This is a genomic window from Aneurinibacillus migulanus, from assembly GCF_001274715.1.
Lineage (GTDB): Bacteria > Bacillota > Bacilli > Aneurinibacillales > Aneurinibacillaceae > Aneurinibacillus > Aneurinibacillus migulanus.
This window is the reverse complement of the sequence record NZ_LGUG01000004.1, coordinates 3518739-3542282: the sequence shown is the minus strand read 5'-3', so window position 1 is coordinate 3542282 and position 23544 is coordinate 3518739. Positions and strand designations below refer to the sequence as shown.

The 23544-nt window shown below is 41.6% G+C and carries 26 protein-coding genes, 1 pseudogene and 1 riboswitch; of the genes and pseudogenes, 14 read left to right on the top strand and 13 right to left on the bottom strand.

Annotated features, from left to right (window positions below; all coding sequences use genetic code 11):
• Positions 1–78: 78 nt before the first annotated feature.
• Positions 79–1278 carry a diaminopropionate ammonia-lyase gene (gene dpaL / locus AF333_RS18740; protein WP_043063716.1) on the bottom strand — a complete coding sequence of 400 codons (1200 nt, stop codon included), beginning with the start codon at positions 1276–1278 and terminating at the stop codon, positions 79–81.
• Between the two features lie 101 nt (positions 1279–1379).
• On the opposite strand from dpaL, the gene AF333_RS18735 reads away from it, so the two are divergent.
• Complete coding sequence (locus tag AF333_RS18735) at positions 1380–2063, top strand: GntR family transcriptional regulator (RefSeq protein ID WP_043063715.1); 684 nt, start codon at positions 1380–1382, stop codon at positions 2061–2063.
• 15 nt (positions 2064–2078) lie between these two features.
• On the top strand, positions 2079–3233 hold the full coding sequence (locus AF333_RS18730) for a M20 family metallopeptidase (RefSeq protein ID WP_043063714.1): 1155 nt from the start codon (positions 2079–2081) through the stop codon (positions 3231–3233).
• Between the two features lie 335 nt (positions 3234–3568).
• Here AF333_RS18730 and AF333_RS18720 read toward each other — a convergent pair whose 3' ends face one another.
• A complete protein-coding gene (locus AF333_RS18720) occupies positions 3569–3808 on the bottom strand; it encodes a DUF1450 domain-containing protein (RefSeq protein WP_043063712.1) in 240 nt (79 codons plus the stop codon).
• Between the two features lie 221 nt (positions 3809–4029).
• Here AF333_RS18720 and hutG point away from each other — a divergent pair, with 221 nt between their 5' ends.
• Positions 4030–5010, top strand: a complete 981-nt coding sequence (gene hutG / locus AF333_RS18715) for a formimidoylglutamase (protein ID WP_043063711.1) — start codon at positions 4030–4032, stop codon at positions 5008–5010.
• 156 nt (positions 5011–5166) lie between these two features.
• Here the strand turns inward: hutG and AF333_RS18710 are convergent, their stop codons facing one another.
• Positions 5167–5952 carry an enoyl-CoA hydratase/isomerase family protein gene (locus tag AF333_RS18710; RefSeq protein WP_043063710.1) on the bottom strand — a complete coding sequence of 262 codons (786 nt, stop codon included), beginning with the start codon at positions 5950–5952 and terminating at the stop codon, positions 5167–5169.
• 649 nt (positions 5953–6601) lie between these two features.
• Between AF333_RS18710 and AF333_RS35740 the strand changes: the two genes are divergently transcribed.
• From AF333_RS35740 to AF333_RS18695, 3 genes are all read left to right on the top strand, one after another.
• A complete protein-coding gene (locus AF333_RS35740) occupies positions 6602–6805 on the top strand; it encodes a hypothetical protein (protein ID WP_235496600.1) in 204 nt (67 codons plus the stop codon).
• 265 nt (positions 6806–7070) lie between these two features.
• Positions 7071–7430: a hypothetical protein gene (locus tag AF333_RS18700; RefSeq protein WP_043069104.1), complete on the top strand. Its 360-nt coding sequence runs from the start codon at positions 7071–7073 to the stop codon at positions 7428–7430.
• A gap of 25 nt (positions 7431–7455) precedes the next feature.
• Positions 7456–9768: a N,N-dimethylformamidase beta subunit family domain-containing protein gene (locus AF333_RS18695; RefSeq protein WP_200894955.1), complete on the top strand. Its 2313-nt coding sequence runs from the start codon at positions 7456–7458 to the stop codon at positions 9766–9768.
• 283 nt (positions 9769–10051) lie between these two features.
• Here AF333_RS18695 and AF333_RS18690 read toward each other — a convergent pair whose 3' ends face one another.
• From AF333_RS18690 to AF333_RS18665, 5 genes are all read right to left on the bottom strand, one after another.
• The gene (locus AF333_RS18690) at positions 10052–10597 is read right to left on the bottom strand and encodes a copper resistance CopC family protein (protein ID WP_043069106.1); all 546 of its coding nucleotides are present in this window, start codon (positions 10595–10597) and stop codon (positions 10052–10054) included.
• A gap of 93 nt (positions 10598–10690) precedes the next feature.
• A complete protein-coding gene (locus AF333_RS18685; RefSeq protein ID WP_043069107.1) occupies positions 10691–11587 on the bottom strand; it encodes a DMT family transporter in 897 nt (298 codons plus the stop codon).
• Between the two features lie 711 nt (positions 11588–12298).
• Positions 12299–12955: a phosphate signaling complex protein PhoU gene (gene phoU, locus AF333_RS18675; RefSeq protein ID WP_235496599.1), complete on the bottom strand. Its 657-nt coding sequence runs from the start codon at positions 12953–12955 to the stop codon at positions 12299–12301.
• 131 nt (positions 12956–13086) lie between these two features.
• A complete protein-coding gene (locus AF333_RS18670) occupies positions 13087–13719 on the bottom strand; it encodes a DUF2238 domain-containing protein (RefSeq protein WP_043069110.1) in 633 nt (210 codons plus the stop codon).
• Between the two features lie 73 nt (positions 13720–13792).
• Positions 13793–14617: an alpha/beta hydrolase gene (locus AF333_RS18665; RefSeq protein WP_043069118.1), complete on the bottom strand. Its 825-nt coding sequence runs from the start codon at positions 14615–14617 to the stop codon at positions 13793–13795.
• A gap of 67 nt (positions 14618–14684) precedes the next feature.
• Positions 14685–14791, bottom strand: a riboswitch (SAM riboswitch).
• A gap of 159 nt (positions 14792–14950) precedes the next feature.
• Here AF333_RS18665 and AF333_RS18660 point away from each other — a divergent pair.
• Positions 14951–16084, top strand: coding sequence for a conserved virulence factor C family protein (locus AF333_RS18660; protein WP_043069111.1), 1134 nt, complete (start codon positions 14951–14953; stop codon positions 16082–16084).
• Positions 16085–16167: 83 nt separating this feature from the next.
• Positions 16168–16656 (top strand): DUF456 domain-containing protein, encoded by a 489-nt coding sequence (locus AF333_RS18655; RefSeq protein WP_043069112.1) that lies wholly within the window; start codon positions 16168–16170, stop codon positions 16654–16656.
• A 110-nt stretch (positions 16657–16766) separates the two neighbouring features.
• Here the strand turns inward: AF333_RS18655 and AF333_RS18650 are convergent, their stop codons facing one another.
• Both AF333_RS18650 and AF333_RS36895 read right to left on the bottom strand, forming a co-directional pair.
• Positions 16767–17423 carry a DUF4871 domain-containing protein gene (locus AF333_RS18650; protein ID WP_043069113.1) on the bottom strand — a complete coding sequence of 219 codons (657 nt, stop codon included), beginning with the start codon at positions 17421–17423 and terminating at the stop codon, positions 16767–16769.
• A 106-nt stretch (positions 17424–17529) separates the two neighbouring features.
• On the bottom strand, positions 17530–17664 hold the full coding sequence (locus AF333_RS36895; protein WP_268753626.1) for a hypothetical protein: 135 nt from the start codon (positions 17662–17664) through the stop codon (positions 17530–17532).
• A 270-nt stretch (positions 17665–17934) separates the two neighbouring features.
• On the opposite strand from AF333_RS36895, the gene AF333_RS18645 reads away from it, so the two are divergent.
• The gene (locus AF333_RS18645) at positions 17935–18684 is read left to right on the top strand and encodes an alpha/beta hydrolase (protein ID WP_043069114.1); all 750 of its coding nucleotides are present in this window, start codon (positions 17935–17937) and stop codon (positions 18682–18684) included.
• A gap of 72 nt (positions 18685–18756) precedes the next feature.
• Here the strand turns inward: AF333_RS18645 and AF333_RS37565 are convergent.
• Positions 18757–18894, bottom strand: a pseudogene (locus AF333_RS37565) (alpha/beta hydrolase); the annotation flags it as partial.
• Between the two features lie 70 nt (positions 18895–18964).
• Between AF333_RS37565 and AF333_RS37560 the strand changes: the two are divergent.
• Positions 18965–19117 carry a P1 family peptidase gene (locus AF333_RS37560; RefSeq protein WP_235356743.1) on the top strand — a complete coding sequence of 51 codons (153 nt, stop codon included), beginning with the start codon at positions 18965–18967 and terminating at the stop codon, positions 19115–19117.
• On the opposite strand, the gene AF333_RS35730 is transcribed toward AF333_RS37560, so the two are convergent.
• Positions 19089–19286 (bottom strand): hypothetical protein, encoded by a 198-nt coding sequence (locus AF333_RS35730; RefSeq protein WP_235496595.1) that lies wholly within the window; start codon positions 19284–19286, stop codon positions 19089–19091. The genes AF333_RS37560 and AF333_RS35730 overlap by 29 nt on opposite strands.
• Before the next feature lie 177 nt (positions 19287–19463).
• Here AF333_RS35730 and AF333_RS18630 point away from each other — a divergent pair, with 177 nt between their 5' ends.
• The gene (locus AF333_RS18630) at positions 19464–21029 is read left to right on the top strand and encodes an IS1182 family transposase (RefSeq protein ID WP_053432720.1); all 1566 of its coding nucleotides are present in this window, start codon (positions 19464–19466) and stop codon (positions 21027–21029) included.
• Between the two features lie 112 nt (positions 21030–21141).
• On the opposite strand, the gene lexA is transcribed toward AF333_RS18630, so the two are convergent.
• On the bottom strand, positions 21142–21771 hold the full coding sequence (gene lexA, locus AF333_RS18625; RefSeq protein ID WP_043064859.1) for a transcriptional repressor LexA: 630 nt from the start codon (positions 21769–21771) through the stop codon (positions 21142–21144).
• 218 nt (positions 21772–21989) lie between these two features.
• Here lexA and yneA point away from each other — a divergent pair, with 218 nt between their 5' ends.
• From yneA to AF333_RS18610, 3 genes are all read left to right on the top strand, one after another.
• A complete protein-coding gene (yneA, locus tag AF333_RS18620; RefSeq protein ID WP_043064860.1) occupies positions 21990–22271 on the top strand; it encodes a cell division suppressor protein YneA in 282 nt (93 codons plus the stop codon).
• Between the two features lie 85 nt (positions 22272–22356).
• Positions 22357–22578 carry a DUF896 domain-containing protein gene (locus tag AF333_RS18615; protein WP_043064861.1) on the top strand — a complete coding sequence of 74 codons (222 nt, stop codon included), beginning with the start codon at positions 22357–22359 and terminating at the stop codon, positions 22576–22578.
• A gap of 75 nt (positions 22579–22653) precedes the next feature.
• A complete protein-coding gene (locus tag AF333_RS18610; RefSeq protein WP_043064862.1) occupies positions 22654–23304 on the top strand; it encodes a YneB family resolvase-like protein in 651 nt (216 codons plus the stop codon).
• Positions 23305–23544: the final 240 nt, after the last annotated feature.

The window sequence follows — 23544 nt, the reverse complement described above, 5'->3', positions numbered from 1 at the left end:
CTGTAAAAGACCGGAATATAGCCGTATTTGGCCAAATTCCGGTTTTTCTCTACAGCATGATAGAACGTCGTATTATTCTTATTCCCTGTTATTTGAGTACATTCCATCCCAACACACTTTTCGATAATTTTCTGGATCAGTATCACCTTCTGTATTAATTACAAGCACCCGAGAAGAAGAATCCAAGGCAAGCAATTTCTTCAGTTCAGCTAGAAGAGGGTTTCTACATAGTTCAAATAATAATCCAAGGGGAACAGCTCCAGACTCCCCGGAAACGATTCGAGGATCAGTATGTAATGGGTTCCCAAGGATACGCATTCCGCTAGCGGCTACACGATCAGGGCAAGAAACAAAGCAATCCGCTATATTCTTTAAAATATCCCATGAAATCGGGTTCGTTTCGCCGCAAGATAGGCCAGCCATAATCGTAGAAAGATTTCCGCTTGCAGCTTTTGAAGAACCATCCTCCGTACGTGCAGATTGATAGAAACAATCCGCTTGGTTTGGTTCGACTATGATGAATTTTATCGGCGTCTTCGTCAGTTGTTGTAATGCTCCGGCCATTGCTCCAGCAAATGAGCCTACACCGGCTTGCAGGATTACATGGGTCAGCCCCTTTTTCTCCATAGCTGTAAACTGTTCCAGGAATTCGCCAATAATCGTTAAGTATCCTTGCATAATAAGAGTAGGGATGTCAGTATAACCTTCCCAGGCCGTATCTTGCACAAGCGTCCATCCTTGTTGCTCTGCCAATTGAGAGACAAAACGCACCGTATCGTCATAATCATTATTTGTAATGTCTGCTTGAGCACCTAAATCCCGAATCATTTGTAGGCGATAGGCGGAAGCCCCTTTTGGCATATAAACGACAGAGCGCTGACCCAGCATTTTGGCAGACCAAGCCAATCCTCTACCATGATTCCCGTCTGTCGCTGTCGCAAAGGTATGTACAGGCAAGGATTTTACTTTTTCTTTTATTATAGAGAAGGAATTTACATCTGTTTGGAGTGTTCTGGCTAAATAAGTTGCCAGGGCATATGAACTGCCTAACACTTTGAAAGAGTTTAAATCGAATCGATAAGATTCATCTTTAACAAAAATACGTTGAATGCCTAATTCATTAGCTAATGAAGATAACGAGTGAAGAGGAGTAGGTGCATAATCTGGAACGGTTTGATGGAACCGCATCGCCTTCCTTATTTCCTCTTTATTCACCACAGAAAAAGCAGAGGGGTGAGGACTCTTGTGTCGATTCAGTTGCCAATTGATTTCTCCCATGGATGGACCTCCTAGAAAATAAATGGAATTTCAAACTGATATGTGATATATTACATATTAGTGAATAGCATAATGGATATTTTGTCAAGGAGGTTTTATTGTTGGTATCTTCACATTCTACAGAAAAGCTTAGGCGTACGTTCGTTCGCGAAGAAGCCTATATAATTATACGAGACTGGATTGTACAGGGGAAGCTTGAGCCTGGTCAACAAGTACGTGACAAAGAATTAGCTGAACAATTGGGTGTAAGTCGAACACCTATACGAGAGGCTTTGTTACGGCTAGAAGACGAGGGATTCGTACGGACTAAGCCTAATCGTTCAACCGTAGTATCTCCTATCGACTTTCATGATGCATTTCAACTTTACTCTATTGTATGGTCTCTTGAACGGCTGGCTATGGAACAAGCTTTCGAGCAAATAAACCATCAACATTTGCAAATGATGGTAGAAACGAATCAAAAACTTAGAAATGCGATGGAAGAAGGAGACCAATTAAAGGCGCTAGAGGTAGACAATGAATTCCACTCTGTTTATATTGAGCTTTCCGGAAACCAGGAGCTTACACGCATTCTCACAGGAGTAAAGCAAAAGCTAAAGCGATTAGAGCTGTACTATTTTGATAAGGCAGCAGATGTCCAGCTTTCTTGTGATGATCATAACCGGATGATAGAAGCGTTGGAACAAAAAAATCTGCCGTTAGCCCTTAATATAGTTGAAGCAAACTGGAAACGTAGTCTTTTACGTATTCAGGAATATACCACACAAGTAAAACAAGATAAGTAAGGAGGTTGCGAAATCATGTCACCTTTTAACCATTCAGAAATGCTCCATCTTTTACGTGAAATGATTCGAATACCATCTATTAATCCAAATCTTGCTCCAGAACAAGATAACAACGAAATGCAAATAGCGACATATGTGAGAGACTGGTTGATTCATCACCAAATCAAAGCTCGGATAGAAGAAGTAGTGCCAGGTCGTCCTAATGTGTATGCTGAAATTGGGGAGGGAGATGGCCCGGTATTGTGCTTATGTGCACATTTAGACACTGTAGGTGTTGAGGAAATGACCATTCCACCTTTCGAGCCTAAAGTTGAGGGGAATCGAGTATACGGGCGTGGAAGCTGTGATATGAAAGGAGGACTTGCGGCAGTCTTGAGCACGGCGGCTGCCCTAGCTAAGCATTGGAATTTCAAAGGAAAGGTTATTCTTGCTCTTGTTTGTGATGAAGAATATGTGAGTATTGGTGCGGACGACTTCGTACAAAAACATCAAGCAGATGCATGTATCTTAACTGAACCAAGCGATTTGAACATGGTAGTAGCACACAAGGGATTTCTCTGGGGGAAGGTGGTTACACAAGGGAAAAGCGCTCATGGAAGCCGCTGGGATATCGGTGAGAGTGCCATTTCTAAAATGGGAAGTATTCTTGTAGGTTTAAATGAGCTAGAGCAAACTACATTGCGAAATAGAACGGAAAATCTTGTAGGACCGGCCTCTATGCACGTAAGCCTTATTCAAGGTGGTACCGGCGTTTCCACTTATGCATCTGAATGTACTATTCATATTGAGAGGCGTACTCTTCCATCTGAGGATATAGAGAATGTAAAAAGAGAAATAGAGGAAGTTGTTTATAAAGGCTGCCATGATGCTAAAATTGACTGGTATTTTAGCCGTCCTTCCTTTTATTGCGAGCCGAATGAGAAAATAGCGAAAAGTGTGGAACAAGCTTTTCAGAACGTGATGAATCGAGATGTACAACGTGTAGGCTGGGGCGTATGGACAGATGCTGCGATATTCCAGCAAGCAGGCATTCCTACAGTGAATATCGGTCCAACAGGCTTTGGTTTACATGAACCTGTAGAATGGGTAGACTTTGATTCGGTAATAAAGACAGCAGAGATTTTATTCCAGTCAGCACAATCCTTCTTTCGGGAAAAAGATTGTATCTAAGCATCCTGTGTATGTCTCTCGTACTTCCTATGTGAACCACGAGTAAGCAACGGCTTTTCATGGTGCCCATATGAGCTGACCATTAGACAGGTAGACGCTTCTTGGCATATGGCTATGTGCACATAAGACGATAGGTTCCCTTACGTTTGCCAGTTCTTCTAAAATATGTTCTGATGGCTTTAGGAAAACACCGTGTCGTGTAACCATCGGAAGATGGGGTCCCATGACACAGAAAAATGCTTTTTGGTAAGCAGGTAAGAGGAATACAAAAAAATTCAGGCTTGATTCTTTCAAAGTAAAGCGACCGGGAAAAATACCACGGCCGCTGTAATACCTTAACATTTGGCTTTTGCTTCCTCCATGTATGCGTAAATTTTTTCCAGCAGATCTTTCGCATTATCGGCGGCAATATTCTTACCGTTAAGTAAGGTGAAAGGCTGCACCAGACATTGACCACAGTAAAGTACGCAAAAATCATCAACTATCTCAATATCAGGTAATTGCCCAAGTTTATCTTTTACTTGCTTTATTTCTTTCTCACAGTTATTAGGACAAAATTTAGCAGTATATTTCATTTGTCACTCTCCTTTATGAATATTACGCATACAAGATACTCTTTTTAAGATAGATAAAAGTTCTACATAATAATAATATTTTTACTTTATAGATAGAGTGAATATTGTTTATATTGTAAAGTGAATATAAGAAGCTTCGCAAGAAAGTGCGCAGATGTGAAACCGCTTTACAGCAGTAAAAGGAGCAAGATATTTTTCCAAAAAGAAAAGAGGGGATACGAATGTATACAGTAACAGACGAAAAATGCTGGGCGGGAAGAATAGACAGTAAGACGGAAATAGATATGTTCAGGCTGCATCAGGTTGTTAGAATACAAGATTTATCGTCGATTGAGGGAAAGCACAGCGGCACGGCCATCGGGCTTATCGGTTTCAGATGTGACGAAGGTGTAAGCAGAAATAAAGGAAGAATAGGTGCTTATAAGGCCCCTGATGCGATCCGTAAAGCGTTAGCTTCTCTTCCATGGCATTTTGGCGAGTCGGTCGTTTTATATGATTTTGGCAATATAAGCTGTGATGATAAAGAGCTAGAAACGGCACAGGATGAGTTGGGAGAAGCGGTTAAAAAAATGTTGGATGTAAGCATCTTTCCCATCATTATCGGCGGCGGACATGAAGTGGCATACGGGCATTATGTAGGTGAGAAGAGACATCTAGAAAATCGAAAATTCATTGGTATCCTTAATTTTGACGCGCATTTTGATATGCGTCCGTATGATCAAACCGTGAGTTCAGGTACGATGTTTCGACAGATCGGTGATGAGCTTGCTGCAGAGAACAAGACGTTCCACTATATGTGTGTTGGAATTCAAAGAAGCGGTAACACAAAGCATTTATTTGCAACGGCCGAGCAGTACGGTTGCGAATATATTTGCGAAGATGAAATCTATTCTTCCGGCCCTGAACACGTGATAGAGCGAATTCGAGCATTTATAGATGCAAATGAGGCGGTTATGCTTACGCTGTGCAGTGATGTGCTGGATGCAAGCTGGGCGCCGGGCGTAAGCGCGCCGCAACCGTTTGGCCTAGAACCAAAGATGCTAAGACGTCTGTTGAAAGAAGCGATCCGAAGCGAGAAGGTGACTAGCTTCGATATTGCCGAGATTAATCCAGAGCTTGACGAAGATGGTCGCACAGTAAAACTTGCTGCATCGCTTCTGTACGAGGTTATCGAGAGCTTGTACCAAAGGGAAAAAGAATAAAAAACTGGAAACATCTCGCTGGTAGTCGGCTTTACATGGAGCTTCTATGGGCATGGAGTCTTACGAAACGGGCGATACCATAAAATTTCGCTAGGTGAATTAGCTTGCCATGCCCACCTCTCCATGTAAAGTCTGCAAAAATAAGCTTTGATATAACTATCTTACTTTAAAGGATGGCTTAGTTTTTTCTAAGAATGATTTTGTTCCTTCTCTGAAATCTTCTGTGGAAGCGATTAGACCGAAGTAATCTGCACCGAGAAGTGAGGATTCTTCTAAAGTTAGATTACAGCCCCGATGGATTGCCTCCCAAGTCATTTTTACTGCAAGAGGAGCCTGAGACAGAATTTCTAGGATAAGGGTTTCAGCTTCCGATAGTAACTTATCAGGCTCAACAATCCTATTAACCAGTCCAATTCTGTAAGCTTCGTCTGCACTTATCGAGTTTCCGGTGAGCAACAGTTCTACAGCACGTCCCTTACCTATAAGTCTGGGAAGCCTCGTAGTTCCCCCAAAACCGGCAATGGCTCCAATACGGACTTCAGGATGTCCTAATCTAGCATGGCTAGCTGAAAACCGGAGCGTGCAGGATTCAGCTAACTCAAGCCCACCTCCTAGTGCCAATCCATTTATAGCAGCAACAACTACTTTACCCAATGACTCAATTTTATTATTAACTGTAACAGCTAACCGTGCTAAATCCCTTACTTCCAGAGGAGTAGCTTTATTGAGAAACTGAATGTCCGCACCAGCGGAAAATGCTTTTTCTCCGGCACCGGTAAGTATCACTGCCTTTACGCTATCATCAATTTTAATTCTGTCCATGATGGATGAGAGCTGCTCTAGTACATCTCGGTTTAAAGCATTTAGTACTTCCGGTCTGTTTAGTGTAATTTTTGCGATTCCTTTTTCTTCAGTGTAGAGTACGATATCTTTGTTTGACATCTTAACCCCTCCAATAGCTATTTAATGTACCGACAAAAGTTCAGCGACATAGGGAATGCCCTTAATACTTCCATTTCATTTCCATGATAAAAGTTGTGCTTATCCCTCCTTTTTATGGTAGTGAGAAGGGATACCTGCTGAAATAGCATTATCGACCGAGCGCTCGCTCAAAACAACTAATCTGTAGTTTAGAATATAAATACTTATCTAAAAAGTCAAGTATTTTCTTTATTCAAATGAAAAAATTATGTTGGTAAAGAGTCTATAGTTTGTTCAAAATGCCGATGTTACTATGAGTGCAATGGAGAAGTTTGCTTAATTGGGACACGGCCGCTTGGCTGGAGCAAGAAGCGAGCACGACAACCTAACAATCTTTCGTTAAACTATTTACAAATTATCACATATATTATAATATTTAAATAAAAATAATATTTTTTATATTTAAATTATTTTAAATATTTTTGATGTAAAAAAATCTACCTTCGATATGGTTCATTATAAACAAGTACATAAGTTATCAAAGTAATGGTGCTTTGAAACAGTTCTACAATGAAGTAGAGCTAATTCAAAGTGCTTTTTTGTATAAGTTTTTAATTAAAGAAGAGAATGTGAAGTAACGAGTACTGATATACATCTATATACATCTGATTTGATACATCGACAAATTTTTATGATGAGAGGTAAGAGAAGAAGGAAGGGCGGTGGGCGAGAGCGGTCGGAAAAAGACATAGTGGCTTTTTTTTGCCGGATCGCAGGGTGCATCCAACCTCTTCTTTTTTCCGAATCGCCTCCTTCCAACCACACTCCCCCTGTCAAACTATCAAGTGTAATTTATATAGATAAAAATAAATAAATTTAATTAATAGCCGATAGCATCAGTGGTTAATTCATTACAGGGATAAATAGATTTGCGGATAAAAAATGAAGGGAGCTGATCTGGATGGGATTTTATCATTATCAACCATAAAAGATAAGACGACAAATACTATTTATGGAGATACGTTTAAGGTATCCGGGGAGGTGATATTAAACTTAATCAAGATTTGCATTACCAATAATGCCTATTCCGATCAAATGACTGCCACATTAACAACAAAATTAATAATGGAGGGAAGAATATGACTGAAAAAACTAAAGATAGTGCTGTCTACTTGGATATAGACAAAAGAATTTTTGAAACAGTAATAAAACCACTTATCACAAAAGAACTAATAGAAGAACACAGAATGAATCCCATCGGTAAACATAGTGAAAATCTTGGTCTCGTTTTGAGATATTTTCGAAGACACCATGAACAATTGGAAGGAAAAGATGTCATTATTTGTACTAAACCAGAAGAGGAATGGCATTTAGGAGAATATCCAGGTGAGCGAGGCAAACGTCCTACCATATTTTTGGATGAAAGTTTCGACTCAGTAGAAGCAGCTGAACATGGACTTTTTCTTAAGAGATTAAAAAAATATGGGGTTGAAGTATAAACTACTATAAAGGAAGTGTTAAATCGTGACTATTAATGGTTATGCAGACAAACTTAGAGTAGAACCGGGGCAAAAAATCAAGTTTATGATTAATTGTGAAAATCATGAGAAATACCAGGCTGAAATCGTTCAATTGATCCACGGGGATATAAACCCTGAGGGACCAGGACTTAAGATTAAACCGATCGATACAAATATTAAAAAAGAATATAAAGGAAGAAGACAGAAAATTCACAGTGGATCGTATGTACATGTTCCAGATGACCCTTTATTTAGAGATATTCATAGTTTTTCTTTACAAGCTATGATTTGGCCAACCACACCAGATAAAGGGGTTCAAGGACTTCTGACGAAATGGAATGATGAAACAAAAGCTGGCTATGGTCTGTTTATAGATAAAGGTGGATGCCTCGCTTTGTGGATTGGAGACGGTAGTGGGAAGGTTGAGAAAATAAGCACTGGGAAAAAATTAGTGGAAAGATGCTGGTTTTTTGTAGGAGCGTCTTTTGATACATCAACCGGTACAGTAACCGTATTTCAAAAACCTATAGTTGAGACATTTAATGGTAGATTTTCTCTTCGTTATTCTCTAGAAAAAATGACAGCACATCGTACAGAAGTTATAAAACTAAAACCTGAAACTGAAAATGAAGCTCCTTTTATTATAGCAGGATATCTAGAAAGTAAGACATCCAGAAAGGACATTGTAAAAGGTATATATAATGGAAAAATAGATAGACCACGTCTTGCCGATCGTTCACTCACACAACAAGAAATGGAGCAATGTATAGAGGCTCCTTTTGATGATTTAGTAGCAGCATGGGACTTTGCAGATAACATTGGTCGCAATGGAATAGAAGAACCTAGCAAGATTATAGATAAATCAAAGAACAAACTACATGGAACAACTAGTAATTTACCAGCCCGAGCAATGACAGGTTACAATTGGACAGGTGATGAGCATAATTTTATTCATGCCCCGGATCAATATGGTGCGATTCATTTTCACGATGATGACCTTACTGATGCCCAGTGGGAGGTGGATTTTGAATTTGACATCCCTGATAACTTTAAGAGTGGCGTTTATGCGGCACATGTGAAAGCTGGAGCAGATGAAGACTATGTTCCTTTTTTCGTAAGACCTAAAAAAGGAACAGCCACGGCTAAAATTGCATTTTTGATACCAACTGCTAGTTATCTCGCTTATGCAAACACAAAATTTCATGATGGTCCTCTTACCCAATTGATGACTGCGAGAGCCCCCATTATAGAACAACATGACATGTACCTTATGGAACATTGGGAATATGGGCATTCCACATACGAGACACATTCGGATGGTAGTGGTACATGTTATTCATCTCCGCTTCGACCTATACTCAACATGAGACCAAAAGTTAAAACTAACCTATCTCCTTCATTATGGCAATTCAATGCCGATCTACATTTGGTAGATTGGTTGACAGAAATGGGATATGACTTTGATGTCATTACGGATCATGATCTTCATGAAGAAGGAGTTGACCTTCTAGAACCATATAATGTCGTGCTTACCGGCTCTCACCCAGAATATTACTCGAAAAATATGTTAGATGGTATTGAAGAATACCAACATCTTGGTGGAAGATTTATGTATTTAGGTGCTAATGGTTTTTATTGGATTATTCAATATAGTCCAGAAAAACCGGAAATCATAGAGGTCCGCAAAAAACACGCTGTAAATACATGGAAGGCTGAAGCGGGAGAATTACATCTGAGCTTTAGCGGAGAATATGGTGGAATTTGGAGGCATAGAGGAAGGGCTCCTCAAAAACTTACCGGAGTTGGGTTTGTGGCTCAAGGATTTGATGTGTCCTCCTATTATCGTCGAAACCCTGATAGCTTTGATCCAAGAGTTTCATGGATTTTCGAGGGGGTCGGTGCAGACGAGTTGATCGGCAATTTTGGCTTAGTTGGCGGAGGTGCGGCAGGGCTTGAAATCGATGCGTATGATCTTTCACTTGGAACCCCACCAGAGACTATGCTCCTTGCGTCTTCTGAAGGTCATACTAATACGTACAATCCAGTTACAGAAGAAATGTTTTCTCCCGGTCCTGGTTTAGGTGGTGCTGAGAACCCAAGAGTTCGAGCTGATATGACTTATTTCCCGACACCAAATGGAGGAGCCGTTTTTTCAACGGGCTCAATCGCTTTCCTTGGGAGCCTATCTTACAACAATTATGATAATAATGTTTCTCGGATAGTTGGAAATGTACTGAATAAATTTATGTTGGATGAGCCGCTGTCATGGGAAACGGAAGGATCTTATCAGGTTGTAAGTAGTAAGCATGGAATTTAAAAATGAACTACTCATCACTATGTGCAGGTGATTTGAAATGAGTAAATGTATAATTTGTTATAGAGCTTTCGATGACAAGTTATACATTCTTTTTCCCGAGATAATAAATAGGATAGCCATAAAAAAGTTGAATTTTGTGTCCAGCTCCCCCTTAACGTTCCAAATCCGAGTTTTACTGGCGATGGGGGAGCGTTGATAAAACATGGATATTATACGTTAAGATACATTTTGCCACTTCATAAATAAGAAAAACCGCAGGTATTTTTCCTGCGGTTTTTCTTATTTATGAACGTTTTTTGCGAATAATAAAAGTAACAATGATGGCGAGTAGAACGACGGCAATAATAAGACCGATGAAAAGAGACGTGTTCGATTGCCCGTCGGCCGCTGGACTTGTTTCTTGTGAATCGGTTGGTTGTGCTTCGGACTGTTCATCCGCTTTCGACTGTGCCGGATTCTCAGCCTTCGGTTCTTCTTTTGGTGCATTTACCTGGAAGGAGAAATCACCTCGTAGGCTATGTCCGTCCTCCCCGATATTCATCCAGTTTACCGTATAGGTTCCATTCGGAAGTGGTTTGTCCAATGTCGCTTTTAATGTAGCGTTGCCAGCATCAACCTTGCTTACCGGAATATTTGTTCCTTGCTCGTTTTTAATTTCTATCTTGCCTACTTTCTCGATGTTTGCACTGAATGTTACTGTAATTTCCTGCACAGGCTTTGTCATTACTTCTCCGCTCTTAGGCGAACTGTCTACCATGCGAGAATGGGCAGACACCTGTGTGGTCATCATCGTGAGGGCAGCTATTAGAAAGATGATTATTTTTTTCATAGTTACGACCTCTTTCCTCCTATAATCTTATGTGTTCTAACGCTTGTGCATATCCATTATACTAGCAGGTTGTGTTGAAATTGTGAAAAGGTCTCATGTAAATGCTTTTGGTTCTCTTTTCTGTTCCGGCTTCTGTACACTTGCTACGGCGGCAATGACGAGCAGGATACCGAAAATTTGCCAGATGGTAAGCATTTCCCCGAAAAGAATGATACCGACGCATGCAGCGACAATCGGTTCGACTGTAGCAGTAATGGAAGCGCGACTTGATTCGACATGGGATAATCCGTACGTATAGAGCAAATAAGCGAGCACGGTAGGAAATAGTCCTAATCCGATGCTGTAGCCGATTACCTTCCAATCAAGAAACAGATGCGCGGACGTCCACAAATGACTGACAGGGAGAATGCCTATCCCAGCAACGAGGAAGGTGTATGTTGTTACGGTTAACGTATGATACTTTTTCAGGGCAAATTTGCCAAAAATACTGTACAGCGCATAGCCGAATCCTGCTCCGATCCCAATTGTAAGTCCATACAAGGAAACCGAATCGCCGGTGGAAGGGAAGAGGCCAATAACGAATGAACAGCCAAGAAAGGTAATGAGCAATGCTGTCACTTTTCTTGTAGTTAGCCATTCTTTAAACAATATGCGTGAGAGAATGGTAACGAATGCCGGAGCCGTATACAATAGAATGGCGGCGACTGAGACTGATGTTTCCTTAATGGCAGTAAAATAACACCAATTAAAGAATACAATGCTAAAAAGGCCGGTTCCGATGAAATACTTTATATCTGTTGGTGCTATCTTTAATAATGACCGATTTCGCCATGCTACATACCCTGCCAGAAGAAGTGCAGAGCTAATTGCCCGGATAGCGACTACTTGAAGTGCGGTAAAACCGCAGGAGTATAAAAATTGGACAAATATCGAAATGACGCCCCAGAGTGCCGCTCCCGCAGCAATGAACAAGTAAGCCCATTTGTGCATATGTATCTCTCCCACTGTGTATATTTATCCCGGTCCAACGGGCAGTAAAATCCCTAAGCTGACAGAAGTGTTACTTTATTTGCTGATCAACTTAACTATACGCCATATGGTAACATCCTGTCATGGAGTTAACAATCGGAGATAACAGCATAGGTTCTTATATAAATAACAAAGTGGTAGATTTTTGAAGGGTTTTAAGGCGCAAACTCGAAAAAGGTTATGAAGTGATTCAACAAGGGAAGGTATTGTATTTTATGTTACTTTAGAAGAAAGGTGGAGAAAGAGGTGATGCTCCTTCTCGCGTTTTTTCCTTTTATATTCATCATTTTTTCACTCTTCTTTTTGAAGCAATCTGTCGTAAAGACAAGTGTATATGGTTTACTTGTAACATGCGCTATCGAGGTGTTCCGCTTCAATCGTTTGGGACATCTAGCTAGCTCTGTAGCAGGGCCTGAGTCTAGCGCACCTGATGTGTTACGAAACATTTTACGTCTGTCTTTGTTTATACTTTTTCTTCTTACTGTGGAGCTTTTTTTCTTTTATTGATGACGAACACAAAATATCTAAGAAGCAACTTCATACATTCTTAATGTTTTCAAGGGTGCTGATTATCCGGTATTATCCAAATTAATGCGGTACCATGGTTCTTTTTTCTTCCTTTATGGATAATCAGTACCCTTGGCGTCATATAGCTAAAAATTATAAAATGAATCAATGATTCAATTCAACGATATTGCCGACTTTCATATACACCGTCCATTCACCGATATTCGTAATATGATCACCGATACGCTCCAAAGCGTGCAGTACTTTAATGTATTGAATCGCTTCTCTGAAATTGTGCGGTTGTACCTCAAGCGCTTCCTCGATCTTTTCTACGTTTTGGCGATGCAAGGAGTCGATTACATCATCTTTTTCATTCAATGAACGCAATTCACTGATGTCTTCAGATAGGAAAGAATGAATAACAAGATTCATCATTTTGTTCACTTCGTTGGACATATGGATGATATCGAACAGAGGCAGTGCTTGCTTTGTTTTCTCTAAACGGATTACGGCTTTTGCGATACTTACAGCCAAGTCACCGATTCGCTCCAGGTCTGTGACGATTTTTAGGTAAGCACCCAGCATGCGAAGGTCGGTTGCGACCGGTGCTTGCAACGCGATGGCCGAAAGGTTGCGCTTGGAGATTCCTTCTGTAAGCATATTTACTTTGTCATCCCTTGCGATGATTTCCCCTGCAACAGTCGTATCTTTTTCTTCGAATGCTTTGGTGGCCAACAAAAAATTATCGCGTACCATGTTAACCAGTTCAGTAATTTCTGTTTTTAATTCTTCGATGATCGTATCCTGCACTTGTGAACCCAACCTTTCGTTTAACATCTTTCGTATAAAACTATAAGAAAACAACGGAGAAAAACCTATAGCATTTACTGAAAGTTTACTGTATCTTTACAAAAAAAGAGCTTACCGCATGAAAGCGCGATAAGCTCTTGAGTTTATTCTGGGGCTTTAAGTACGTAATTCAAAAAACGGTCGTGAAGTTTATGCAAGGTAATATAGGATGCCGTAGCTCCAATAAGGGCAAACAGCATATCCCATTGCGTGTCCCATACATCTCCTTGTGTACCAAGGAAAGCTTCAGAGGCGGTTCCTGTTGCCAATGCGACCGCAAATTCAAAAAGTTCGAAAAGGGCGCTGAAAGCAAGACAAACACTTACAACAAGTACGGGAAGCCAGGAGCTATGCCGCAATGGAGATGTACGCACAAGAATTTCCCGTACAAGAATGGCCGGAATGAAGCCTTGAGCAAAGTGACCCAGGCGGTCATAATGATTGCGTTCCCAGCCGAACGTATCCCGTACCCAATCGAACAAGGGTACTTCCGCGTACGTGTAATGACCTCCAACTACAAGAATAATAGCATGTAGCCAAATTAGGAAATAGAGCAGGGACGTAAGGCGGAAGGAACGATACGTTGTAACAATAAGCACGATACCGATAAGAGTAGGGAGAACTTCCAGCCACCAGGTGAAGCGGTCGGCCGGTTCAATGGCAGACCAGATAAAAATGCAAATGAAAGTAAAGAATAATGCCAGATGGAACCGCTTGGGCAATGATTTTCTCTCCATGTAGTCTCTCCTTTTTGTTTTTAAGTCTATCATTAGAAAGAGAAAGAAAAAAAGCTGCATTAAGCAGCTAAAATCATATCACCCAATCGCTCCAATTCACAGTACGATTTTCTAATTTTTTCAGCCAGTTAGACGTATAATCAAACAATTCCTCTGAAGCTGGTACAGACGAAAACGTATGGTCTGCACCTTCAAGCGCGAATGCTTCGCACTGGCCGGTCGTTCGTTGACGCAGCATTCCTTCATACAGATAGCAAGCATCTACAGGAATATCTTCATCCCGTGTTCCATGCAAAATCAGTACATCGCTTAGCAGGGAAGAGCCTGGTGCAAGTGGCTGCGTTTCTGCAAGCGAAGAGAAGAATGCATCGGATAAATGGTAACCGCTATATTCAGTACGGCCTTCACGCATGGCTTGTTCATAAGCGGGACGGCTTACAATACGCGTAATATCTGTCAAAGGGTGGGCAACTGGAGCCCATAAAATAAGTGATGAGACACGACTATCCTTTTCGGCGGTTAGACGGGCTACCGCACCGCCCAGACTATGACCGAGCAGAAAAACACGAGAATTATCGATGCAATCGATACTTAGCGTATAGTCAAGTGCACGTCTCGTCTGTTCAATGAAGCTGTCCATGCCATATGCCCCGTACTCTCCTTCGCTTTCTCCGCAGCCCGCATAGTCAAAGCGAAGTACGAAATATCCTTCTTCTGCTAACCTACGTGCGGCTTTTACAAAAAGCCGATTCACTCCGATGCGATTGCCGATAAAGCCATGGCACATAATCACAGCAGGCCAGCGTTTGTCTTCTTGTTTGCGGGCTGAAGCACACGGGTAATGCACCGTAGCAGCCAGATTGAGTTGTTGATAACGAATGGTCACGGGTCGTTCCATAGGACATCCTCCTTTAAAATAAAAAACTTTCTTCTGAAGAGAAGAAAGGAGGAACAGTACATATCCTTTCTTATCTTTCAGAACTTTATGTTCTGTAGGATGTAGCACCTTGCGGACGTACCGCCGGTTGCCGGGCTTCATCGGGCCTAGTCCCTCCACCGCTCTCGATAAGAAAATTACATTTAATATGATATTATTAATTCTTAGTATAGCGTGTAAACATACAAGCGTCAATCATAAAGATAAAAATTCCAATAAGTTTAGTTGGATTTTGGTTCTGTGATTATTTTGCGTTACAATAATTGTAGTATACATCATCGAGGAGGAATTGCTTTGAAAATCGTATCAATTGAGCCTACACCCAGTCCGAATTCTATGAAGCTAAATCTTGATGAACAGCTTCCAATGGGTATTAGTCATAACTATACACGTAATTCCCTAGAAAATGCTCCGGAACATGTCCGGAAGCTATTAGATATCCCTGGAGTTACAGGTGTTTTCCAGGTTCTTGACTTCATTGCGCTAGAACGGCATCCGAAAGCGGATTGGCGGGATATTTTAACGCAGGCACGTGCTGTACTCGGTACAACTGAAGAGTACACTGGAGAAGATATCGCCTCCCCGGCAGAGGATGCGTATGGTGAAGTTCAAGTATTTGTTCAGATGTTCCGTGGACTTCCGATGCAAATTAAACTTGAAGCGGGCGGCGAACAAAAGCGTGTCGGGTTGCCGGAACGCTTTATGAGGGCAGCATTGGAAGCGCAGAGATCCTCTACGAACCTGGTCATGGAACGGAAATGGGAAGACAGGGGTGTGCGTTATGGCACAATGGAGGAAATAGGCGAAGAAGTGGCGCAGGAACTTTCTGCAGCTTATGATGATGAACGTCTGCATCAACTGGTAGAACAGGCATTTGCGCAAGAGGAAGGAGTACATCCGCAGGAAGATTCATTGTCCGGTAAAGCGGTGGAAGGTATGTTGGATAACCCGGATTGGGAGAAGCGGTTCGCAGCTCTGGAGCGCATGAATCCGGCAGAACAGGATGTGCCTGTACTCCATAAAGCATTGCATGATACGAAAACATCCATTCGTCGGTTAGCGGTGGTTTATTTAGGGATGATTGAGAGTAAGGATGTTTTGCCGTTGCTGTTTGAAGCCCTGAAAGATAAATCGCCAGTCGTTCGCCGTACGGCGGGAGATACATTGTCCGATTTAGGTGATCCGGCAGCTATTGGACCAATGATGGAAGCGCTGGAAGATCCAAATAAACTCGTTCGTTGGAGGGCAGCGCGTTTCTTATATGAAGTAGGGGATGAGACGGCACTTCCCGCCCTTCGTGAAGCACAGGATGATCCGGAGTTCGAAGTGAGTCTTCAGGTAAAGATGGCACTAGAGCGCATCGAGGCCGGAGAACAGGCCAGTGGTACGGTTTGGCAACAGATGACGCGCAGCCGGAAAGAAAAGTAAGAGGAAATCTGCTTCCTTTTTTCCTGGAATACGTATAAGAAAGATAGAAGGGATTCAAAACATAAGGAGGCGTAGAGAATCAAATGGAAGTTGCCATTTGGATTGTGATTGGCCTGCTGTTTATCGGCAGTTTTATTGGAGTAATCGTACCGGTGATTCCAGATGCATTGCTTCTATGGATCGGATTTTTACTCTATCAGTTTACGCTCGCGACGACATCACTCGGGTGGACATTTTGGGTACCGATGACCATTCTTACTTTGCTTCTTATCGGTGCCGATATGCTCTCAAACATATATTTCGTGAAAAAGTATGGTGGAGATAAATGGTCGATGCTCGCAGCTGTTGCAGGCATTATTCTTGGTCCGCTTGTGCTCGGCGTGTTCCTCGGACCGCTTGCCATTATAGTAGGTCCGTTTCTAGGGGTTTTCCTAGTGGAGCTTGTACGAAGGAACGGTGCCGAGAAGTCACTGCGTATCGCCTTTGGTACCGTACTTGCCTTTTTGAGTAGCGCAGTTGCAAAAATTGTTATCCAGTTAATTATGGTCATTTGGTTTTTCTTTGCCATATAGATTTTATTCGACATAATTACTTTATGGTAAACTTAATTACAGAAAAGATAGGAACATAGGATTAACAATAAAACCCAGGCTATTTTAGGCTGGGTTTTATTCTTGCTTCATCATTCCTTAGCACCTAATTGTTGTACCTTTTCTTCTTTTTTCTTGACGCTAACGACGACAGATTCGATTTTTTTGTTGTTCACGTATATGTCCAACTTCCAAATTCCTGCTTTAGGTATGTTCATATTTGTAAGACTGCGGGCAGAGGGTAAGCCGGGATTGTTCATAAAAATATTTTTCGTTGAGGAATCTCGGTTTGTGAGAGGAAGAATTTTGGGTTTTTCATCTTCTTGCAAATAAAGAGGACCTGTTTGTTTCTCTATTTTGTTCTTATCCACAAGCGTAAGAGAGTGTGTTTTTTCAACGTTTGTAGCCGTGATTTTTAATTCTTTTCCAATCCATTCATTTTCCGAATTCCAGAAGTACCATGTATATACATCGCTTTTCTCCGCAATAATCGGTGCTTCCTTATAAGCAACTTTTTCTTTAATTCCTCTCATTGTATATCCGATAAGCGTGTCTTTTCTTTTTTCGTATATGTCAAAGGTCGGGCTGACCTGCCACTTATCGGATACAGGTGTTACAGGTTCAATAGTTTCTACTTCTGTTTTTCCTAAAGGAGCCTGTACCGATATCAGTGAAGAACTTGGTTGCTGTACGGTTGAACAACCTGCTGATAAAGTAATAAACAAAGAAATAATGACGGCCTTTCTCAAATCATTTCACCCCTATATACAAATTTTTCTATATGATAATAGACGAAGGAGTTATATAAATTACACTTGATATTTTGACAGGGTAGCGTGGTTGGAAGGAAGCGATTCAGAAAAAAGAAGAGGTTGGATGCGCCCTGCGCTCCAGCAGAAGAAAGGCCGGTGTGTCTTTTTCCGACCGCTCCCGCCCACCGCCCTTCCTTCTTTTCTTCCCTCTCACCACAAGAATTTGTCGATGTATCAAATTAGATGTATATAGCTTAAAAGTTAAAGCATGAGGTATATTTTGTTTGAAGAAAATTGAAAAAACTTCTGAGAAAATATTGAAAACGATAATCATTTTCGTTTATTATAGTTAAGTCATCTGTCATGGATTTATTCCAATTGGGAGAGGTCACTGTAAGAATCCAGGTGTATCTGTTATTGGTTTTATGCAGTATTATTGTTGCCATTCTTGGAGTTCCCTATTTCATTTATTTATTATGGAGAAACAGAACATGAGAGGAGAAAGATAATGCAAGGGAAAGTAGATACGCTTTCTTTTCAAGGAAGAAATATTTATGTATATACACCCCCTTCATACGAAAGAGAACGGGAAGTCTCGTTTCCCGCAATCTATGTACAAGATGGAAACTATTTATTTATGGATTCCATAGAAACGCTTGAAGAAGATTTTGCTCAGGGTGCCACACAAGAAGTTATTTTTGTTGGAATCGAACCAATTGAACGAAACCGCGAATATACTCCGTGGAAAGCAGAGCCCCTTATAAAGCAAAATTATCTTGGTGGAGAAGGGGATGAGTATTTAGCATTTATAACTGAAAAGGTCATGCCTTTCGTGCAGTCCCATTATCGAATTATAAGAGATTATGCCCAGACAGGAATAGGGGGAGGTTCTTTTGGGGCGCTGATTTCTCTTTATGCAGCCTTTCAAAAACCTGACTTTTTTGGCCGATTCGCCTTAATGTCCGCTTCTTTATGGTACGAGAACTTTGTTTCATTCGTGGAGAAAAATAAATTATCTCAAGAAAATATTCGTATATATATGTATGTCGGAGAACAAGAAGGAGTCGACCGGACAAATTTACAGCAGTATATGGTTCCGAATACGAAAAAAACATATGAACGATTGAAAGGAAAAGTTTTCGGTAGAGCAAAGGATGTACTGCTTGAAACAGACCCGAACGGGGTGCATGATCATGCCTTTTTTATACAGTATTTTCCCCATGCCGTTCAGTTTTTGTATCCTGGATTAAAATCATAATATGTACAAAATATATATCCCCTATGAGCAAATCATTGATTTCTCATAGGGGATATATTGCTAAATGAACTTCTAAGCTTTAGGAATCAATGCAAACCGTACAGCGTGGCTAATTAAGATAGGCAATACAGATACATGGTTTTCACCTTCAAATTCTTTGAAGACTACACGTAATCCCTGACTTTCAAGGGTAGATAAGCGTTCAGAAAGTGTCTTGGTTTTTTCATTCACACGGTTTTGTGAACAACGTGTGCAGTACAAAAGTGGTACAGACATTCCGATGTTTCCGTACCAATTACAGCGGGTTGCCAGACGTGCGGCTATTGGAATCGGTAGGAGTGGTACTTCTGGTGGAAATAATTCGGGCGACATTAAGCCGTATGGAAAAAAGTATATGCCATTGATCATGAGTAATTATATAAGTTACGGTTAATATTTTGACATGGTAGCGTGGTTGGCAGGAGGAGAGATGGAGAAAGAAGAGGGTGGATACGCCCTGCGCCCCGGTAAAAAAAGGCGGACGTGTCTTTTTCCGACCGTTCCCGCCCATCTCCCTTCCTTCTTTTCTTATCTCTCACCACAAGAATTTGTCGATGTATCAAATCAGATGTATATAAAAAGAACCTTGCTGCCAAAAGTAACAAGGTTCCAGGTCAAAAGAGGGTGTCCCAAAAGTAACTTTGGGGCACCCTTTTTCACGTAAAAAAGAAGAAAATCGCTCTTTTTGATATAATGAAGTCACCACAACAAACAAAATATCAGAAAGGAACGATTTTCTTATGTACACTCATTATACCACTCGCCAGTTAGTTCTTCCAATGGATATTGAGATCCTAATCCCCGATCATCACCTGTGCCGAATTGTGGATGCAACGGTTGAAAAAATAGACCCTCGCTTGTTTATTCCTCTCCACCCAGGCGGAGGGCGCCCTCCTTATCCTCCAAAAATGATGCTAAAAATGATTCTGTATGCGTATACCAATCGCATATATTCCTCTCGGCAGATCGCCAAACAGCTGGGTGAAAATATTTACTTCATGTGGCTTTCCGAAAATCAAAAACCGGATTTTCGTACCATCAACCGTTTCCGTTCCGAACGCATGAAGGATGTGATTTATGAAACGTTCTTCTCCCTCGTCGATCTGCTTCGTCAGGAAGGGCTGGTGAAGCTGGAAGATTACTTTTTGGACGGGACAAAAATCGAAGCCAATGCCAACAAATATACGTTTGTTTGGCGGAAGTCCACTGAAAAATATGATCAAAAGCTGGACGAGAAATTCCAGCAGATTGTTACATCCATTGAAGAAGTGACACGGGAAGATGAACAGGCAGAAAAGGAAACAGATTTTCAGGGAAAGTGGGAAGAAACACCGATTACATCCGAGAAAATCGAGGAAACGATAAAAAAGGTAGAAAAACGACTCGAACAGCATCCGAAAAATCGAACCCTAAAGAAAGCAAAGCGTCAACTGGAAAAAGATCTTCTACCCCGGAAACAAAAGTACGAAGAACAAAAGGCCACCTTCGGGGAACGCAACAGCTTTTCGAAGACGGATCCTGATGCGACGTTTATGCGGATGAAAGATGATCCTATGAAAAACGGCCAGTTGAAACCTGGTTACAATGTACAAATGGGAACAGAAGGTCAATTTATCACCGGATTCAGTCTTCACCAACGGGCGGGAGATCCTGGCTGCCTGATTCCTCATTTTGAAGTTCTTGAGCAATACAATCGCCCTAAACCAAAGGCGTTGATTGGCGATTCCGGATATGGGAGCGAGGAGAATTACGTCTATTGCGAAAAGAAAGAAATCGAGGCGTACGTCAAATACAGCACCTTCGATAAGGAACAAACGAAGACATGGAAGAATCAAGTGGGTCGTCTGGAGAACATGACGTACGACGAAGAACAGGATGAGTGGATGTGTGCGAACAATAAACGACTGACCTTTCGTTATGAAAAGAAACAGAAGTCGGACAATGGATATGAATCGATCAAGCGAGTGTACCTTTGTGCGGACTGTCATGGCTGTCCATTTCAAGCGTCTTGCGCAAAAGGAAAAGAAACCAAAAGGATCACTGTTTCGATGGAAAATCAAAAACAGCGCAAAGACGTACGGGAACGGCTGGCAACCGAAGAAGGAGAACGAAAATACAGCCAGCGAAAAATCGATGTGGAACCTGTGTTTGGTCAAATCAAACATAATCGCCAGTTCCATCGATTTTCATTAAGAGGCCTATCCAAAAATACGGTGGAATGGGGTCTTATTTGTGCTGCCCATAACCTCATAAAATGGACCCTAAAATTAAATCAACGATCAAAAGAACCGCAAATACGGGGATAAATAGAAAGAAAATCAAGGATAAGCAAAAAATCCATATTCAGGTAAAAAAAGAAGGGCTGGCTCGAAAAAATCGTTTTTCAACGACCTTTTGAGACAGCCTCTTTCCCTATGATTAGTGGATATTACGGTATACACCAATAACTTTGCCCAGCACAGTTACTGTAGGAAGCAGAATCGGCTCCATAGTTGGATTCTCTGGCTGCAGGCGGATGTGGTTTCGCTCTTTGAAGATACGCTTCACTGTCGCCTCGTCTTCTTCTGTCATCGCTACAACGATATCGCCGTTATTGGCACTCTGCTGTTGACGGACAATAACATAATCACCGTCTAGAATCCCCGCATCAATCATACTCTCACCCTGAATACGAAGCATGTAGACCGTATCGCTGCCCACCATGTTCTCTGGAAGAACAAAGTACTCTTCTACGTTCTCTATGGCCGTAATCGGCATACCGGCTGTAACTTTACCCATAACAGGAACGGTTACTGTTTTGACCGTATCCATTACAGCTGTATTGCCTGCCCGATTTCCGTCTAGAATCTCAATCGCGCGCGGCTTGGTTGGATCGCGACGGATTAAGCCTTTCTTCTCCAGACGAGCCAAATGCCCGTGTACAGTAGAACTGGAGGCAAGACCTACTGCTTCCCCAATTTCCCGTACAGAAGGCGGATAGCCTTTATCCTTGACTTCTTTCTTTATGTAATCCAGGATGGCGAGCTGACGGCTGGATAGTTTCTTCATACCAACACACCCCATTCTATGGAATCTTTTGTTGTTCCCATTATACCAACATTTGTTCTTGGATACAAACATAAGTTCTAATTTTTTATTGACAGGAACGTTTGTTCTGATTAATATAAAAAAGAACGAACGTTCTTATTTTTGTTTTGGTTCTATCTTATATAGACAAGCATACATATTCAATATCGGAAATGCAGACAGTAGAAGGGGGATAACATATGAATAAGAAATCATTGTTTATTGGAACTATTATTGGCGCAGCTATCCTCAGCATGGCGAATTTAGTATTTGCCTCTATCGGCACAGGCGATAAAGAGAACACACCTAGCGGCATAGAAGTAGTAGTGGAGCCTGGCGATACACTTTGGAACATTGCTGATCAGTATAATGAACAAGCGGGCATGTCGGTTAACGAGCTATTGTTCTACATCCAAAAAGAGAACCAACTTCAATCTGCCATTGTACAACCGGGCGACCGTATCATCATCCCGGTAGAGTAGCGATAGAGCAAGAAAGTTTGATGAACAAGTAATCCGTGCTATAATAGGTGAACATGCTACGTATAGAGAGGAGAATTCCATTCGCATGGTTACCGAAGAGAAGATTCGCCGGATTAACGAGTTGTCGGCCAAATCGAAGCGCATTGGCTTAACGGAAGAAGAGAAAGCCGAACAAGCGGCGCTTCGCAATGAATACATTCAAGCAGTGCGTGGCTCGCTTAAAGCCAACCTTGATTCCATTCGCCTTGTCGATGAAAGCGGCAAAGAAGTGGGACCGTTATCCAAAAAGAAAAAATATAAGCATTAATAAAAACCCTCCTTATATACGGAGGGTTTTGTACATAATGAAGAGCAATATTCCAGAAGAGCTGGAGGTGAAAAGATGAACGTAGGACTGTACGCAAGAGTTAGCACTGAACGCAAGGAGCAGAAGACAAGCTTGAGACGGCAGGCGGAGGAATTGCGGCAATATGCAGCGCAAAATGGTTGGACTGTTGTACGTGAAATCGCCGAGCAGGAAAGTGGCTTCGAACTCGAACGTCCGGGATTGCTGACCCTTCTTGAAGCAATGTCGGATGGGGAACTTACGGCCATACTTGTACAAGATGAATCCAGATTAGGCCGAGGTAATAGCAAAATCGCTCTCCTGCATCAGATACGCAAGCTGGAGGGAAAAGTATTCTCACTGGATAATCAAGGTGAACTAAAGGTGAGCGAGATGGAAGGCATGGTATTGGAAATTCTGGCTGTTGTGGAAGAATATCAGCGGCGTTTAACCAATCATAAAATTTCCCGTGGAATGCAACGTGCCATCGCCGAGGGATTCCGTCCTGAACATAACTTGAAGAACACCGACCAGGGAGGACGTAAGCGTAATGATTTGCCTATGGAGGAGATTATCAAGCTTCGTCGTAAAAAATTGACGTTCGAAGAAATTGCTCTGACGCTGCGTGGACTAGGCTATGAAGCGTCGCGGGCTACGGTGCACCGCCGCTATCGCGAATATATGGAGACTCTCCCGGAGAATGGATAAAAAAATGCGAGGATATGGTGATAGAAGTATTTGACTACCTTGCCAATATTGACGCAAACGTTCAAGCGGTATCCTTTTCGAACACGTTGACGAAGTTTATATAGGGATAACGCAATGTTACAATGGTGAAAATGAAAGAAATAGCGTATAGTAATAGTTTGAACAACGCAAAAATGTGATACATTCGCCGTCTATACATATGGCGTGAAGTATCATGAACATATGCACAAAGAAAAGGAA